Below are 16,937 nucleotides of genomic sequence, written 5' to 3'. Positions count from 1 at the left end.
CCAGAAATCAGCTGTGACGGCGTTCAAACTCCGCCATAAACTCAGCCAGTGCGCGCACGCCTTCATACGGCATTGCATTATAAATGGAGGCGCGCATTCCGCCGGCGACTTTGTGCCCTTTAAGGGAGACCAGTCCCTGTGCCTGAGCTTCGGCGAGGAATTTGCTGTCCAGTGACGGATCAGACATCTGGAACGGCACGTTCATCAGTGAGCGGTTGGCTGCCGCCACACGGTTAATATAGAAATCACTGTGATCCACCGCAGAATACAGCAGTTGTGCTTTGTCATAGTTGATCCGGGCGATTTCCTGTAAACCACCCTGTTCAATCAGCCATTTAAAGACCATACCGGCGAGATACCAGGCAAAGGTCGGCGGGGTATTGAACATGGAATCACAACCGCTCAGCACGGTATAATCGAGGATGGACGGGGTTTCTCTGCGCGCTTTGCCCAGCAGATCTTCACGGATAATCACCAGGGTCAGCCCGGCCGGGCCGATATTTTTCTGCGCACCTGCATAAATCACCCCGAAACGGCTGACATCCAGCGGTTTTGACAGGATGGCAGACGAGTAATCCGCGATCACGATTTTATCGCCGAAGTCCGGCTCTTCATGAATGGCAATACCATCAATGGTTTCATTCGGACAGTAGTGAACATAGGCCGCGTCATCACTGAGCTGCCATTCACTCATCGGCTTCACACCGATGCCGTCTTCCGATTCGGTTCTGACATTAATAACGTTCGGTGTGCAGTATTTTTTTGCTTCTTCTGCCGCACATTCCGCCCAGTATCCGCCCACCACATAGTCCGCTTTGGTTTTTTCACCCAGCAGGTTCATCGGCAGTGCGGCAAAATGTCCGCGTGCGCCGCCGTGACAGAACAGTACTTTATAGTTATCCGGCACCGCGAGGATCTGGCGCAGATTATTTTCCGCTTCCTTTGCCACCGACATAAACTCTTTGCTGCGGTGACTGATTTCCATGACTGAGGTGCCGAGCCCGCGCCAGTTGCACAGTTCCTGCTCAGCACGGCGCAGCACTTCTACCGGCAGCATAGCCGGACCGGCACTAAAGTTGTATACCTGACTCATTGACCTCACCCTATCTGTAAATTAATGCCCTGTATATCCATCATATGAATACGCCCTGTCTGTCGGTTTTATCACTCCCCACCCTTTGCTGCAACGCTTATTGCATGATGGGCGCTAAACCCTTTTTATCGCCCGGCAGAATATCTGACTGCCTCTGACCATGAGATTGGGATATTATATAATGTATTTCCGGCGATGCATGGCGGACAGCGGAAATACAGCGGAATAACCCGGCAGTAACTTTACATTCACAAAGGTAGCCGCTGACACGAAAAATCCGTATTATGTGCGCCTTTCTTCCCTCGGTATTCCTGAGTCCGCGTGCAGCGGGCCGTTACAGCAATTGTGGATCCCATGACGCAAACACATACTTTTATTCCCGGCAAAGATGCCGCCCTTGAAGATTCCATCAGCCGCTTTCAGCAGAAATTACAACAGCTGGGTTTCAATATTGAAGAAGCCTCGTGGCTCAACCCGGTACCAAACGTCTGGTCCGTGCATATCCGTGATACTGACTGCCCGCTCTGTTTTACCAACGGTAAAGGCGCCACGAAAAAAGCCGCGCTGGCCTCCGCGCTGGGCGAGTATTTTGAGCGTCTGTCCACCAACTACTTTTTTGCCGATTTCTGGCTGGGTGAAACCATTGCCAGCGGGGAGTTTGTTCACTATCCGGATGAAAAATGGTTCCCGCTGACAGAGGATGACTCGCTACCGGACGGTATTCTCGATCAGTATCTGCGCGACTATTATGATCCGGAAAATGATTTGCAGGGCAGCCAGCTGATTGATCTGCAATCCTCCAATGAGGAGCGCGGTATCTGCGCCCTGCCGTTTACCCGCCAGTCTGACGGCAAAACGGTTTATATTCCGATGAATATCGTCGCCAACCTGTATGTGTCCAACGGCATGTCCGCCGGGAACACCCGCAATGAAGCCCGCGTGCAGGGATTATCGGAAGTCTTTGAACGTTATGTGAAAAACCGCATTATTGCTGAGCGCATCAGCTTACCGGCGATCCCGGAAGCGGTGCTGGCGCGTTATCCGCAGGTTGTTGAGTCAATCCGTACCCTGGAGAGCGAAGGCTTCCCGATCTTCTGCTTTGATGCCTCGCTCGGCGGTCAGTACCCGGTCATCTGTGTGGTGCTGTTTAACCCGGCCAACGGTACCTGTTTCGCCTCTTTCGGTGCTCATCCTGATTTCGGTGTTGCTCTGGAGCGGACTGTCACTGAGCTGTTACAGGGACGCAGCCTGAAAGACCTCGATGTCTTCACCGCACCGACCTTTGATGATGAAGAAGTGGCGGATCAGACCAACCTGGAAACCCACTTTATCGATTCAAGCGGCCTGATCAGCTGGGATCTGTTTAAACAGGATGCGGATTATGATTTCGCTGACTGGCAGTTCCGCGGCACCACCGAAGAAGAATTCACCACACTGATGGCACAGTTCGCGGCATCCGGCCACGAAGTGTATATTGCCGATTATGAGCATCTCGGTGTGTATGCCTGCCGTATTCTGGTGCCGGGCATGTCAGATATCTATCCGGTGGAAGATTTGCATATGGCGAATAACGCCATGGGTATTCATCTGCGTGAAACCATTCTCGCGCTGCCGGAAAGCCGTTACAGCGCGGAAGATTATCTCTCTCTGCTGGCACAGCTGGATGAGGAAGGTCATGACGATTTTACCCGTGTCCGTGAATTGCTGGGCATTGCCGCCGGGAAAGATAACGGCTGGTCCACCCTGCGCATCGGTGAGCTGAAATCCATGCTGGCACTGGCAGGTGGTGATACTGATCAGGCGCTGGCCTGGGTGGAGTGGACACAGGACTTTAACGCCAGTGTCCTCAGTGCTGAGCGGGCAAATTATTACCGCTGCCTGCATACCCTGTTATTACTGACGCAGGAGCCGGAGCGCAACACAGAACAGTACCTGCCGGCATTTGCCCGTATGTATGGCCAGGAAACCCTGAATGCGGCACTGGATGCCCTGAACGGCAAAAACTGTTTCTTCGGATTATGCGCATCAGATAACAACTTAACGGCATTTCCTGCGCATCAGTCACTGCTGGCGGCTTATGAAAAACTGCAAAAAGCAAAAGCGCATTTTTGGCAAAAAGATAAAAATGCGATTTAATCGTCATAAACAGCCATAAACGTAAATATTAGGTTAATTTGTTCGTTTTAAGTAACACAAACCCGACAAATTAACCTTATTTTTTTACTTTAATTAAATAAAAAATAAAAAATAAAAATATTTTATAATTTTTAAAAAATTGTTTTTCTTTTATATACATAACCTTACATTGATTTTTCAACTTTTCTCAGGGTATTTGACGATTCTCTTGAACGCCTTTATGATCCACATCAAGTTTAATTTTTTCACCCTTTGCTACTATCATTGCGTGCTATAATTATTTGGAATCAAGAGACAGTTAGCATTATGAAAACTGACGCACTTTTTAATTTATTATCTCCTGCCGCTATGGCACATGTTGCAGACGATGTGGGTGTCTATAAAGCAACGAAAGCCCCTCACATCACATACTTATCTGCATTTATGGCAGGAATTTTCATCTCAGTAGGTTTTGTCTTTTATATTACCGCCACCACCGGTACCGCAGGCATAGTGCCTTTTGGTATCGCTAAACTTATCGGTGGTTTATGTTTCTCGCTCGGTCTGATGCTGGTTGTGGTTTGCGGGGCTGACTTATTCACCTCCACCGTATTAACCAGCGTGGCAAAAGCCACCGGGCGTATCACCTGGGGACAGATGTTTGCAAACTGGACCCGTGTGTATTTCGGTAACCTGATCGGCGCCCTCTTCTTTGTCGCCCTTATCTGGTTCGCCGGACAGTATATGGCAGCCAACGGGCTGTGGGGATTAAATATCCTGCAAACAGCGGATCATAAGCTTCATCACACCTTTACTGAAGCCGTCTGTCTCGGGATTCTGGCAAACTTAATGGTTTGTCTGGCGGTATGGATGAGCTACGCCGGCCGTAGTCTGACCGATAAACTGTTAGTCCTGGTCTTTCCTATCGGTATGTTTGTTGCCAGCGGATTTGAGCACAGTATCGCCAATATGTTTATGATCCCGATGGGGATTATGATTAAAAATTTTGCACCTTCTGAATTCTGGACTATGGTTGGTTCGTCGCCTGAACAGTTTCCGTCACTGACAGTTTCTGATTTCGTGATTAATAACCTGATTCCGGTCACCATCGGCAACATTATTGGTGGTGCAGTTTTAGTAGGTCTGACTTATTGGCTGATTCATTTACGCGGTGACCAGAAGCATTAATCTCTGTTTATCACGACTGAATTTCTAAGTTCCATTGTTAAAAGGTAAAGTATCATGTCAGAATTAAATGAAAAATTCGCTTCAGCATGGCAAGGCTTTAATCTGGGTGACTGGTCACAGGAAGTTAACGTCCGTGACTTTATCCAGAAAAACTACACCCCATATGAAGGCGATGAGTCTTTCTTAGCAGGCGCTACAGAGGCAACATCTGCTCTGTGGGCGAAAGTTATGGAAGGCATCAAAATCGAAAACAGTACCCACGCTCCTATCGATTTTGACACTGATCTGCCGTCTACTATCACTTCTCACGATGCCGGTTACATCAACAAAGATTTAGAAAAAGTTGTTGGTCTGCAGACTGAAAAACCGCTGAAACGTGCAATGCTGCCGTTCGGTGGTATCCGTATGATCGAAGGTTCATGCAAAGCCTACGGCCGCGAAATGAACCCTGAAGTCGAAAAAATCTTCACCGAATACCGTAAAACTCACAACCAGGGTGTGTTCGACGTTTATACTCCGGACATCATCCGCTGCCGTAAATCCGGTGTTCTGACCGGTCTGCCTGACGCATACGGCCGTGGTCGTATCATCGGTGACTACCGTCGTGTTGCACTGTACGGTATCGACTTCCTGATGAAAGACAAATTCGCCCAGTTCACTTCTCTGCAGCCTAAATTAGAAAGCGGTGAAGATCTGCGTGAAACTATCCAGCTGCGCGAAGAAATTTCAGAACAGCACCGTGCATTAGGCCAGATGAAAGAAATGGCTGCCAAATACGGTCTGGATATCTCCGGTCCTGCAACTAACGCACAGGAAGCTGCACAGTGGACTTACTTCGGCTACCTGGCTGCAGTTAAGTCTCAGAACGGTGCTGCAATGTCCTTCGGCCGTGTTTCCACATTCCTGGACGTTTACATCCAGCGTGACCTGGAACAAGGCAAAATTACCGAAGTTGAAGCTCAGGAAATCGTTGACCACCTGATCATGAAACTGCGTATGGTCCGCTTCCTGCGTACCCCTGAGTATGATGAACTGTTCTCCGGTGACCCAATCTGGGCAACAGAATCTCTGGCAGGTATGGGTACCGACGGCCGTACTCTGGTCACCAAAAACAGCTTCCGTTTCCTGAACACCCTGTACACCATGGGTCCTTCACCGGAACCAAACATGACCATCCTGTGGTCTGAAAAACTGCCTCTGAACTTCAAACGTTATGCGGCTAAAGTGTCTATCGATACCTCTTCTGTACAGTATGAGAACGATGACCTGATGCGTCCTGACTTTGATAACGATGACTACGCAATCGCATGCTGCGTGAGCCCGATGGTTGTCGGTAAACAAATGCAGTTCTTCGGTGCCCGTGCAAACATGGCTAAAACCCTGCTGTATGCAATCAACGGCGGTGTTGACGAAAAACTGAAAATCCAGGTTGGTCCGAAACACGAACCAATTCACTCAGATGTTCTGGATTACGATGTTGTTATGGATCGTCTGGATCACTTCATGGACTGGCTGGCAACTAACTATGTCACCGCGCTGAACTGCATCCACTACATGCACGACAAATACAGCTACGAAGCAGCGCTGATGGCTCTGCATGACCGTGACGTATATCGTACAATGGCATGTGGTATCGCAGGTCTGTCTGTTGCAGCTGACTCCCTGTCTGCAATCAAATACGCGAAAGTTAAACCGGTTCGTGACGAAAGCGGTCTGGCTGTTGACTTCGAAATCGAAGGCGAATATCCGCAGTTCGGTAACAACGACTCCCGTGTTGATGACATCGCATGTGATATCGTTGAACGTTTCATGAAGAAAATTCAAAAACACCACATGTACCGTAACGCGGTTCCTACACAGTCAATTCTGACCATCACATCTAACGTTGTGTATGGTAAGAAAACCGGTAACACCCCTGACGGCCGTCGCGCAGGCGCTCCGTTCGGACCAGGTGCTAACCCTATGCACGGCCGTGACCAGAAAGGTGCTGTTGCCTCTCTGACCTCCGTTGCTAAACTGCCGTTTGCTTACGCGAAAGATGGTATTTCTTACACCTTCTCTATCGTTCCAAACGCATTAGGTAAAGATGACGATGTGCGTCGTACTAACCTGGCAGGCCTGATGGATGGTTACTTCCACCACGAATCAAGCATCGAAGGTGGTCAGCACCTGAACGTGAACGTAATGAACCGTGAAATGCTGTTAGAAGCAATGGAAAATCCTGAGAAATATCCTCAGCTGACCATCCGTGTTTCTGGTTACGCCGTTCGTTTCAACTCACTGACTAAAGAACAGCAGAAAGACGTTATTACCCGTACATTCACAAAATCCATGTAATTTGTGCGGTAACCATTTGCTGTCTTATTAAAATAACTTAAACTAAAAGGCCCCTCTGTTTCGGGGCCTTTATTATAACTGGTCAGTTTTGGAGTAATCCTGTCATGTCAGTATTAGGTCGTATTCACTCATTTGAATCCTGCGGGACCGTTGACGGCCCGGGCATTCGTTTTATCGTCTTTTTCCAGGGCTGTCTGATGCGTTGCCTGTATTGTCATAACCGCGATACATGGGATCTGCATGACGGTCAGGAAGTCACTGTGGACGAGTTAATGAAAGAAGCGGTCACATACCGCCACTTTATGAATGCATCCGGCGGTGGTGTGACAGCATCCGGTGGTGAAGCGATACTGCAGGCTGAGTTCGTGCGTGACTGGTTCCGTGAGTGTAAAAAAGAAGGTATTCACACCTGCCTGGATACCAATGGTTTTGTCCGCCGTTATGACCCGGTCATTGACGAGCTGATGGAAGTAACCGATTTGGTTATGCTGGATTTAAAACAACTCGATGACAGCATCCACCAGAATTTAGTCGGTGTATCCAATCACCGTACATTACAGTTTGCCCGTTATCTCGCTGAACGGAATCAGAAAACCTGGGTGCGCTATGTTGTCGTGCCGGGCTGGTCTGATGATGAGCATTCCGCCCACCTTCTCGGTGATTTCACCAAAGATATGAAGAATATCGAGAAGATTGAACTGCTGCCTTACCACGAGTTAGGAAAGCATAAATGGACGGCAATGAATGAAGAATACAAACTTGATGGTGTTAAGCCGCCGTCAAAAGAGACCATGGAAAAAGTAAAATCCATCCTGGAAAGCTACGGTCATAAAGTGATGTATTAAGTCACCACCCTTTTGTTATTAACAGCACACTCCGGTGTGCTGTCAGATTTCTGACGATTTACCTTTTTTATCTGTTCTCCATCCTTGTTTTTAAAACACATCGTCTCCCGTAACAATATCCGGAGAGTGAGCGGTATGGTACCGTGAATACAATATCAAGTCTGAATATTGTTTACAGGTAATCTCAGCGTGGTACCAGATACAGAAAATATGGTCGGATATTATGTCTTTTTGTATCTGTTTCCGGTTGTTTTCTGGCACTTTTTTTCTGTCATTTTTTTATCCTTATCGTTTTATATCCAGGGATAATACTTATGCTGCGAATCACTCCGTCATTCCCCTCACCGGTTTCTGTCTGTACACCGGATACGCCTCATCAGCCCGCAGCTGAAACAAAAAAAGAACGTCCTTTTCTGATCACCGGTCAGGCAGAAATTCTTCACCGCAGCGGTATTGCTGAAAAGCATCTCACACCACTTCTGACTTTCGCAGAAAAAGAAAAACTGGTTATCAGTTTCCGGCCGGTTGAACGCGCCGCAACAGGTCTTATCAATGCCGGTTATCCGACCAAAAGTTTTCATATCAAAGGTAAAAGCGCTAATCTCGGGCCAATGGCGGGGTTTATTCCGGTTGAACAGCATCTTAGCAAGCTGGGTAATAAACCGGGTGATAATACCGGTAAAATCAGCCGGATGAATGAAGAGATACAGCAATGTATCAGGGGAAAATACGCTGAACCCGGCGATTTGGTTATCACCACACAACGTATCAGAGAATTGATTAAGATGAATCTGATCAGTGAATGCCAGCCACCACTCAGCCATGATGAGACAGGAAAAATCACTTATGCGTTATCCGTATTTTCGGGTAGCCGGGAACAAATCACCCGTTATATAGCCAAACCAGCCGGTGATGATTTGTACACCATTTTTCCTGCAGACAATGAAAAACCGGTACAGGTGTTATATTCTCCTGAGGTTAACAAGCCACTGACTGCAGATTATGACCTGATGATTGTTTCACACCGGATGGAAGACCACGGCATACAGGATACACTCAGAATAAAAAGTATCAGTCCGGAAGAACATATACGCCAGCGTGCCTATCTGCTTTCATCTGATACCCCAAAAAAGCCGTTCTTCCGCAGGGCCACAGTAACAGAAGGGATACAAACCCCGGTTTCATTACCCCCGAAAGAGATTTTACGCCGGGCATCTGTTCAGGATGCTATCCGCAAAGAGTTACTGGCACTGGCACATCCGGGTTATGGTAATTGTTCACAACGCATTACTGACCTGATACCGGCGATCAATTCCGCACTGAACTGCAAGCCGGGCTGTGACGTTGTTCATCACGGTATGGATGCGGCAAACCCGTATTCTGAACTGGATGATAATTTTCCCGCCACTTTCTTTTTGCCGGAACAAATAGGTGATCTTCCTCAGGTTGTAACAGCTGAAAATAAGGACGGGCTGAAACAACTTTTGCACATATTGCATCAGCATGGCTATTATATTCTGTTTAATCCGCGCTGGGATTCTCACCTGACCTCACCACGCCGCGAACATTTCGAAGCCACCCGCAATATCTTTGAAAGTAAAAAATTCAGCACACTGTGATCGGTAAAATACAGACAAAAAAATCCCGCTGGTTTTCACCTGCGGGATTTTTATCAGATCAGTGACAACGGACCGGCAATCAGCCGATATGTGTCAGACCTTTCATATACGGACGCAATACTTCCGGAATTTCGATACGACCATCAGCCTGCTGATAGTTTTCCATGATAGCCACCAGGGTACGGCCGACAGCCAGACCGGAGCCGTTCAGGGTATGAACCAGCTGTGGTTTTTTATCATCTTTACCACGGAAGCGTGCCTGCATACGACGCGCCTGGAAATCCCAGCAGTTAGAGCAGGATGAGATTTCACGGTAGGTATTCTGTGCCGGAACCCAGACTTCGAGGTCATAGGTTTTACGGGAACCGAAGCCCATGTCACCAGTGCACAGCAGCACTTTGCGGTATGGCAGGTTCAGCAGCTGTAACACTTTTTCAGCGTGACCGGTCAGTTCTTCCAGCGCTTCCATGGATTTTTCCGGATGCACAATCTGAACCAGCTCAACTTTGTCAAACTGGTGCATACGGATCAGGCCACGGGTATCACGACCATACGAACCGGCTTCGGAACGGAAGCACGGTGTATGAGCAGTCATACGCAGCGGTAGGTCGGCTTCATCCAGAATTTCGTCACGGACCAGGTTGGTGACCGGCACTTCTGCGGTCGGGATCAGCGCGTAGCTGCTGGTTTCCGCTTCTTCTTCCAGCGGTTTGGTATGGAACAGGTCACCGGCAAATTTCGGTAACTGGCCGGTGCCGTACAGCGTATCCTGATTGACCAGGTACGGTACATAAATTTCCTGATAACCGTGCTGTTCAGTGTGCAGATCCAGCATGAATTGAGCGATAGCGCGGTGCAGGCGGGCAATCTGGCCTTTCATTACAACGAAACGCGCACCGGTCAGTTTGACGGCAGCCGGGAAATCCAGGCCATCGGTCATTTCACCGAGTGAAACGTGATCGCGCACGTCGAAATCATACTGCTTAGGTGTGCCCCAGCGGCTGACTTCAGGGTTATCGCTGTCATCTTTACCAAACGGCACTTCGTCTGCCGGCAGGTTAGGAATATTCAGAGCAATGGTGCGTAACTCAGCCTGCACTTCATCCAGCGCAGATTTAGCAGCATCCAGTTTATCCCCTAACAGGTTCACTTCACGACGCACTGCTTCAATGTCTTCACCGCGGGCTTTCGCTTCACCAATGGACTTCGATCGGGAGTTGCGTTCAGCCTGCAGAGTTTCAGTTTCAACTTGTAAAACCTTGCGGCGCTCTTCAAGAGTGCGCAGCGTGTCCACATCCAGGGTAAAACCCCTGCGAGCAAGTTTTTCGGCAACCGCGTCCAGCTCATTACGCAGTAAATTTGGATCGAGCATGCTATTCCTGTGCTTGTTGTTATAACGGGAGTGTCATCTGTTTCACACCTTACCGCAACAGCGGCATTAACGGTAGCGTTTTATCGGGCTATTTTGATCCTGCTCAGCAAGCCAGGCGAGTTTCTCGCCGATTTTTCCTTCCATGCCCCGGTTTGCCGGAAAATAGTAGCGGGTATCACGCATTTCAGGCGGAAAATAGACTTCCCCGGCGGCATATGCATTCGTTTCGTCATGGGCGTAACGGTACTCTTTGCCGAGCCCCATTTCTTTCATCAGTTTGGTCGGCGCGTTGCGCAGATGTTCCGGCACATCGTAGTCCCGCCCTTCTTTTGCATCGCGCATGGCGGCTTTGAAGGCAGTGTAAACGGCATTACTTTTCGGGGCGCAGGCGAGGTAAACAATCGCCTGAGCAATCGCCCGCTCACCCTCTGCCGGTCCCACCCGGGTAAAACAGTCCCAGGCGGAAATCGCGACCTGCATGGCACGCGGGTCGGCATTACCGACATCTTCCGACGCTATCGCCAGCAGACGGCGGGCAACATAGAGCGGATCACCGCCTGCGGTGATAATCCGGGCATACCAGTAGAGTGCGGCATCCGGTGCCGAGCCGCGCACAGATTTGTGCAGCGCGGAAATCAGATCGTAGTAGCGATCGCCTTTGTTATCAAAACGGGCGCTGCGTTCCCCGCTGACTTCTTTCAGCAGTTCAGTGGTCAGAACACGTTTGCCGTCAGCGCCGGTTTCAGCCATATCCGCCATCATTTCCAGCACATTCAGCGAACGGCGGGCATCACCGGCAACCAGTTCCGCCAGCAGTTTGCGGGTTTCATCCGGCAGGACGATATTTTGTCCGCCCAGACCGCGCTCAGAATCATTCAGCGCCTGAATCAGCACTGCTTCGATATCGTCCGGTGACAGGGATTTGAGCAGATAAACACGGGCGCGGGATAACAGGGCGGAGTTGAGCTCAAACGACGGGTTTTCAGTGGTGGCACCGATAAAGGTGACCGTACCATCCTCAATATGCGGCAGAAACGCATCCTGCTGGCTTTTATTGAAGCGGTGTACCTCATCCACAAACAGAATAGTGCGGCGCCCCAGATTGCGGTTCTGACGCGCCCGCTCGATAGCTTCGCGGATCTCTTTTACCCCGGAGGTCACCGCTGACAGGCGTTCGATATCTGCATCCGCATAGTGACCGATCACTTCCGCCAGCGTGGTTTTCCCGGTGCCCGGCGGCCCCCACAGGATCATAGAGTGAAGTTGTCCGGCGCGGATAGCCCGCGGCAGCGGTTTGCCCTCTGCCAGCAGGTGAGTCTGTCCGATGTACTGTTCCAGTGTCCCCGGCCGCATTCTGGCAGCCAGCGGCTGGTAATCGTTTTGCGAAAAATCGAGAAAAAAGTTAGTCACTGACGCCTCATTGACGCTGATCGTCCAGCGTAACCCCCTTCGGCGGTGTAAAGGTGAATTTGCTCATATTCACATCAGTACTCTGCTGCCCTTTGAGCTGATAGCTGCTTTTCTGGCCATCCTGCTCAACGGCGGCAAACTGCTGAATAATACCGTCCGGAGTTACAGTGATAGTAAATAATTTCAGATTGCCGTTGCTGGTTTTCGGTTTCAGCTCAAAGCTGTCGCCGCGCTGGCTCACCATGTACTGTTGCCAGTCTGCCGGGTCATTACGGGTGATCAGCATAAACGGGGTATTTTGTGTGGCATCTTTCAGCCAGGTGGCGGTGACCTGCTCAACAAACGGGTTATAGAACCACAGTGTTTTGCCGTCAGAGACCAGCACACTTTCATCCGGCGCGCTCATCTGCCAGTTGAACAGGTTCGGGCGTTTCACCCATAAATCCCCTGTTCCTTCCTGAACCAGTGCGCCGTCAGCATCAGTGACGGTCTGTGCGAAATTCGCATGGAAGCTGTTCACTTTTCCCAGACGTGACTGAAGATCACTGCGGGTATCTGCGTGTGCGGCACTGACTGCGGCACCTGCCAGCAGGCAGGCTGTGATAAACACCTTTTTCATGTATGCATTCCTGATGATGCGTTCGGATAAATCAGACGCCCCTTTGCAGGCAGCGGCGTCATTAAAAGTTATTTGAGGACGGCGCCAGCACTTCGCGGTTGCCGTTATGGCCCGGTTCGCTGACAATGCCCTGTTCTTCCATTTCTTCCACGATCCGCGCCGCGCGGTTATAACCGATACGGAACTGACGCTGGACACCGGAAATGGACACGCGCTGTTTTTCTGTGACGAATTGTACCGCCTGATCGAACAGCGGATCCAGATCTTCCCCGCTGACAGAACTGCCGCCTTCGCCGTCCTCACCACCACGGGTGATGTTATCGATATATTCCGGACGACCACGGGCTTTCCAGTCATTCACCACATCATGCACTTCCTGGTCACGGACAAACGCGCCGTGAACACGCAACGGCGCATTGGCACCTTGTGGCAGATAGAGCATGTCCCCGTTCCCCAGCAGGGATTCCGCACCGCCCTGGTCGAGAATAGTCCGGGAGTCAATCTTACTGGAGACGGTAAAGGCAATACGGGTCGGGATGTTGGCTTTAATCAGCCCGGTGATCACATCCACAGACGGACGCTGTGTCGCCAGCACTAGGTGGATCCCCGCCGCACGGGCTTTCTGCGCCAGGCGGGCGATGTGCTCTTCCACTTTTTTACCGGCGGTCATCATCAGGTCAGCAAATTCATCCACCATGACCACGATATACGGCTCTTTTTTCAGAACCGGATGCGTCATTTCCATGCTGTCGGTCGGTTTCCAGAACGGATCCGGAATCGGTCGTCCCATGGATTCCGCCATCAGGATTTTTTCGTTATAGCCCGCGAGGTTACGCACCCCGAGTGCGGACATCAGTTTATAACGCCGTTCCATTTCCGCCACACACCAGCCGAGGGCATTGGCGGCGTCTTTCATGTCGGTCACCACCTGAGTCAGCAGGTGCGGAATACCTTCATAAACCGAGAGTTCCAGCATTTTCGGGTCGATCATGATAAAGCGGACCTCTTCCGGCTTCGCTTTATACAGGATACTGATAATCATGGCGTTGACGCCGACTGATTTCCCTGAGCCCGTTGTACCGGCCACCAGCAGATGCGGCATTTTACCCAGATCCGCCACCACCGGCTGACCGGAGATATCTTTCCCCAGCACCACCGAGAGCGGTGATGGCGTATCGCGGAATTCGTCACAGTCCAGCACTTCACGCAGATAGACGGTCTGACGTTTTTCGTTCGGCAGTTCGAGCCCCACATACGGCTTGCCCGGGATAACTTCCACCACGCGCACCGCAACCGTGGAGAGTGAACGCGCCAGGTCACGGGACAGGTTAGAAATGCGCGAGGCTTTCACGCCGGGGGCCAGATCCAGCTCAAAACGGGTGATCACCGGCCCCGGTTCATAGCCGACCACACGGGCTTTGATGCGGAAGTCATTCAGGCGCGCTTCAATCAGACGGGCGGTCTGTTCCATAGCGAATTCATCCACCGGCTCGATGGTATCCGGCGGTGAGGCCAGCAGATCCAGAGACGGCATCGGCGTGGTTGATTTCGGCAGCGGCTGATCATTACGGACCAGGAACGGATGGAACAGGCTCTCTTCCATCTGTTTTTGTAACTGAGCTTCCTGTGACGTGACCGGTGCCGCATTCTGCGGTGGTACAGCAACAGGTTCAACGCTCTGAACCGGGGTCTGCGGCGCGGAATAAACCGGTGCCGGTTCAGCCACAGGCGCGGTGACCGGTGTCGGAATAAACAGCGGCTCTGCCGGTTCCGGATCCACCAGATCCTCCACCGGAGAGAACGCTTTCAGTTCAGCCAGGTCAGATAAAATCGCGTCCGCCTGTCCGTTGTAGCGCTGTTGCTGCATCTGCATAAACTGCGCCTGAAGACGCTGAGATTCCCGCTTATCCTCATCCCCTTCTTCTGCCGCAGGGTGAATATCCGCCGCCGGCGGTACAGACGCAAAGGAGTGATGGCTGACCGGCGCCTGATAAGCAGACGGCGCAGGGATAAAGGCGGAGGATGTGCCGGTGATAATTTCCGGTTCTGTCACTGCCTCCGGCTCTGCTGCCGGAGATATGTCCGCATCATTACCGTAGCGGTCACGCTGCTGTGTCATAAATTCATCACGCAGACGCGCCTGTAATACGTCGTCTTCATCCGGCTCTGACTGTGCTGCCGGTTGTTCCGGCTGATGCTGCTGTGCAAATTCATCCTGCTCACGGCGCAGACGCTCAAGTTCCGCGTCGCGCTGAGACGGAATGCGGATACCGTAAAGCTCGCGCCGTGTCGGGAGGCGTACCGGGTTCGGGCGCGGCAATTCAGGCCCGAGTCCCTGTTTGACCTGTGCCGCACCGAACGCCGCCGCTGCACCTGCTGCCGCTGCAGAGCTCAGATGTGCGCTGCCGTTATCATCGGTATCCGGTAAATCAGGCAGATCGAACGTAAAGACCGGTTCCGTGCGGTCACTTCCCGCAAACGAATTTTCCCGTTGCGGCGCTGCCGGTTCAGGTTCAGGCTGAATATCCGGCACACTGATCGGGGCATTCAGATCAAGCGTTGTCCGGTAAGCATCCGGAACATCAAAACGGTAATGTTCAGGTTCGTCCGCCACCGGGGCAGTATGTTCCTGTACTGTCTGCGCCTGTGCGGCAATTTGCGGTACCGCAGACACCACCGCTTCAGCGGCGGTTTCCGGAGATACTGAGAGATTCTGTACCGGAGTCAGCAACGGATCGCTGTTATCCGCCGGCCCCTCATAATGTGCCTGTTGCGCCAGTTCCGCCGCATTCGGTGCGGATAACAGCACATCGTCCGCATCATCGTATTCACGGTACTGTGCGGTCTGAATCTGCGCTTCACTGTCCGGGACAACGGCGGTCAGTGCCGCTGCAGCTGCCTCTGTCTGCGGTATGCTGCTGTGCCCGGCCTGCGCATCCATTTCCTCATCGTCGTCATACCCGTCCTCATCGTCATATTCTCGTTCGTCGTAATACTGATCGTCATAACGGTCACGGGAGTGATTGGTGAGGAAAGCAATCGGCGAAAGCACGGCCGCCCCGGTTTTTTCGGCGATGGTAATCCACGACCAGCCGGTCAGCAGCATCAGGCCGATAGCCCACAAACTAAGCAGCGCGAGTGTCGCACCCAGCGCATTAAACCACGGCATCAGTGCCGAGCTGAATAAACTGCCGATCACCCCGCCCGCAGCAAAGTTCTGCATGTCATCCACATTCAGGGATGCAAGCGCGCAGGATGAGAGGATAAGTGTCAGTCCCCCGATGATACGCATCGAGAGTGAGAAAAAGTCTACGTAATCTTTATTTTCATTACTGCGGAAGGCGGACCAGCACCCCAGAATCATCAGCGGGGGAACGGTGTAAGCCAGTATGCCAAAGGCGGAAAAGAGAATATCCGCAAACCAGGCGCCGATACTGCCGGCCAGATTTTTCACCGGCTCATGCCAGTTAGTCTGGGACCAGCTCGGGTCTGACGGATTAAACGATAAAAGCGCGACCAGCAGAAAGACGGCGCACAACCCGATCACAATAAGGACGGCTTCCAGCAACCGGCGCCCGCTGCTGATTCTTCTGAATTTAATGTGTTTGTCTTCGGTATATTCCTGGCTCATGTCATTTCCTGACGCAACGTCCGGTTTTTTCCTGTCAGTAAAACGGAACAACGCTGAGGGTAGCTCAGCGTTGAAACTGTATGCATAAACAGGAGTGTACCTGATTTATCCCGTTTTGCACATGACGCAGGAAACAAATTAACGGGTCTTGATGACCAGACGGTTACTTTGTTTGACCTCTTCCATCACCACGTAAGTACGGGTGTCGTTCACGCCCGGCAGACGCAGAAGAGTTTCACCCAGCAGTTTTCGGTAAGCAGACATGTCCGGCACACGAGTTTTCAACAGGTAGTCAAAATCACCGGAAACCAGGTGACATTCCTGAATCTCTTCCAGCTTCTGCACGGCAGTGTTGAACTGTTCAAACACATCCGGTGCCCCGCGGTTAAGGGTAATTTCCACGAATACCAGCAGGGAGGCATCCAAATAGTGCGGATTCAGCAGTGCGGTGTACCCTGTGATAAAGCCCTGACGCTCTAAACGGCGCACACGTTCCAGACACGGAGTCGGGGACAGACCCACACGCTTGGAGAGTTCGACGTTGGAGATACGGCCATCTTTCTGCAATTCGTTAAGAATATTCCTGTCAATTCTGTCAAGATCTTTACCCGGACGCTTTTTGTTATCAATCATCTCGTTATCTCTCTTATTTACTATTTTCCCACACCCATAACACTTTCCTTGCCTGACAGAACAAAATCAGTATCG

The 16,937-nt window shown here is 51.1% G+C and carries 11 protein-coding genes; 5 read left to right on the top strand and 6 right to left on the bottom strand.

Annotation, left to right across the window (positions count from 1 at the left end; genetic code table 11):
* Positions 1 to 7 precede the first annotated feature (7 nt).
* Complete coding sequence (serC, locus tag N7387_RS08135) at positions 8 to 1,093, bottom strand: 3-phosphoserine/phosphohydroxythreonine transaminase (protein WP_279798137.1); 1,086 nt, start codon at positions 1,091 to 1,093, stop codon at positions 8 to 10.
* 354 nt (positions 1,094 to 1,447) lie between these two features.
* Between serC and ycaO the strand changes: the two genes are divergently transcribed.
* The 5 genes from ycaO to N7387_RS08110 all read left to right on the top strand — a co-directional run bounded on the left by ycaO (position 1,448) and on the right by N7387_RS08110 (position 9,197).
* Positions 1,448 to 3,229, top strand: a complete 1,782-nt coding sequence (gene ycaO / locus N7387_RS08130; protein WP_262860089.1) for a 30S ribosomal protein S12 methylthiotransferase accessory factor YcaO — start codon at positions 1,448 to 1,450, stop codon at positions 3,227 to 3,229.
* A 306-nt stretch (positions 3,230 to 3,535) separates the two neighbouring features.
* Complete coding sequence (focA, locus tag N7387_RS08125) at positions 3,536 to 4,396, top strand: formate transporter FocA (RefSeq protein ID WP_025153649.1); 861 nt, start codon at positions 3,536 to 3,538, stop codon at positions 4,394 to 4,396.
* A gap of 54 nt (positions 4,397 to 4,450) precedes the next feature.
* Positions 4,451 to 6,733, top strand: a complete 2,283-nt coding sequence (pflB, locus tag N7387_RS08120; RefSeq protein ID WP_072870941.1) for a formate C-acetyltransferase — start codon at positions 4,451 to 4,453, stop codon at positions 6,731 to 6,733.
* A gap of 104 nt (positions 6,734 to 6,837) precedes the next feature.
* Entirely contained in the window at positions 6,838 to 7,578 is a 741-nt protein-coding gene (gene pflA, locus N7387_RS08115; protein ID WP_004235814.1) for a pyruvate formate lyase 1-activating protein, read from the top strand.
* 314 nt (positions 7,579 to 7,892) lie between these two features.
* On the top strand, positions 7,893 to 9,197 hold the full coding sequence (locus N7387_RS08110; protein WP_279798135.1) for an anthrax toxin-like adenylyl cyclase domain-containing protein: 1,305 nt from the start codon (positions 7,893 to 7,895) through the stop codon (positions 9,195 to 9,197).
* 79 nt (positions 9,198 to 9,276) lie between these two features.
* On the opposite strand, the gene serS is transcribed toward N7387_RS08110, so the two are convergent.
* The 5 genes from serS to lrp all read right to left on the bottom strand — a co-directional run bounded on the left by serS (position 9,277) and on the right by lrp (position 16,862).
* On the bottom strand, positions 9,277 to 10,569 hold the full coding sequence (gene serS / locus N7387_RS08105; RefSeq protein ID WP_279798134.1) for a serine--tRNA ligase: 1,293 nt from the start codon (positions 10,567 to 10,569) through the stop codon (positions 9,277 to 9,279).
* A gap of 66 nt (positions 10,570 to 10,635) precedes the next feature.
* On the bottom strand, positions 10,636 to 11,979 hold the full coding sequence (locus N7387_RS08100; protein WP_279798133.1) for a replication-associated recombination protein A: 1,344 nt from the start codon (positions 11,977 to 11,979) through the stop codon (positions 10,636 to 10,638).
* A 7-nt stretch (positions 11,980 to 11,986) separates the two neighbouring features.
* Positions 11,987 to 12,598, bottom strand: a complete 612-nt coding sequence (gene lolA, locus N7387_RS08095) for an outer membrane lipoprotein chaperone LolA (RefSeq protein ID WP_025153643.1) — start codon at positions 12,596 to 12,598, stop codon at positions 11,987 to 11,989.
* Positions 12,599 to 12,659: 61 nt separating this feature from the next.
* Positions 12,660 to 16,229, bottom strand: a complete 3,570-nt coding sequence (locus N7387_RS08090; RefSeq protein ID WP_279798131.1) for a DNA translocase FtsK 4TM domain-containing protein — start codon at positions 16,227 to 16,229, stop codon at positions 12,660 to 12,662.
* 138 nt (positions 16,230 to 16,367) lie between these two features.
* Positions 16,368 to 16,862, bottom strand: a complete 495-nt coding sequence (gene lrp, locus N7387_RS08085; RefSeq protein ID WP_004235807.1) for a leucine-responsive transcriptional regulator Lrp — start codon at positions 16,860 to 16,862, stop codon at positions 16,368 to 16,370.
* Between the last annotated feature and the right edge of the window lie 75 nt (positions 16,863 to 16,937).

It is taken from the genome of Morganella sp. GD04133, assembly GCF_029835375.1.
GTDB lineage: Bacteria > Pseudomonadota > Gammaproteobacteria > Enterobacterales > Enterobacteriaceae > Morganella > Morganella morganii_B.
The sequence above is the reverse complement of the archived record's forward strand: the minus strand, read 5'-3'. Positions and strand labels throughout refer to the sequence as shown.

Coding starts and splice junctions, on each gene's coding strand:
- serC (WP_279798137.1), bottom strand. CDS start 1,093: ATGAGTCAGGTATACAACTTTAGTGCCGGTCCGGCTATGCTGCCGGTA.
- ycaO (WP_262860089.1), top strand. CDS start 1,448: ATGACGCAAACACATACTTTTATTCCCGGCAAAGATGCCGCCCTTGAA.
- focA (WP_025153649.1), top strand. CDS start 3,536: ATGAAAACTGACGCACTTTTTAATTTATTATCTCCTGCCGCTATGGCA.
- pflB (WP_072870941.1), top strand. CDS start 4,451: ATGTCAGAATTAAATGAAAAATTCGCTTCAGCATGGCAAGGCTTTAAT.
- pflA (WP_004235814.1), top strand. CDS start 6,838: ATGTCAGTATTAGGTCGTATTCACTCATTTGAATCCTGCGGGACCGTT.
- N7387_RS08110 (WP_279798135.1), top strand. CDS start 7,893: ATGCTGCGAATCACTCCGTCATTCCCCTCACCGGTTTCTGTCTGTACA.
- serS (WP_279798134.1), bottom strand. CDS start 10,569: ATGCTCGATCCAAATTTACTGCGTAATGAGCTGGACGCGGTTGCCGAA.
- lolA (WP_025153643.1), bottom strand. CDS start 12,598: ATGAAAAAGGTGTTTATCACAGCCTGCCTGCTGGCAGGTGCCGCAGTC.
- N7387_RS08090 (WP_279798131.1), bottom strand. CDS start 16,229: ATGAGCCAGGAATATACCGAAGACAAACACATTAAATTCAGAAGAATC.
- lrp (WP_004235807.1), bottom strand. CDS start 16,862: ATGATTGATAACAAAAAGCGTCCGGGTAAAGATCTTGACAGAATTGAC.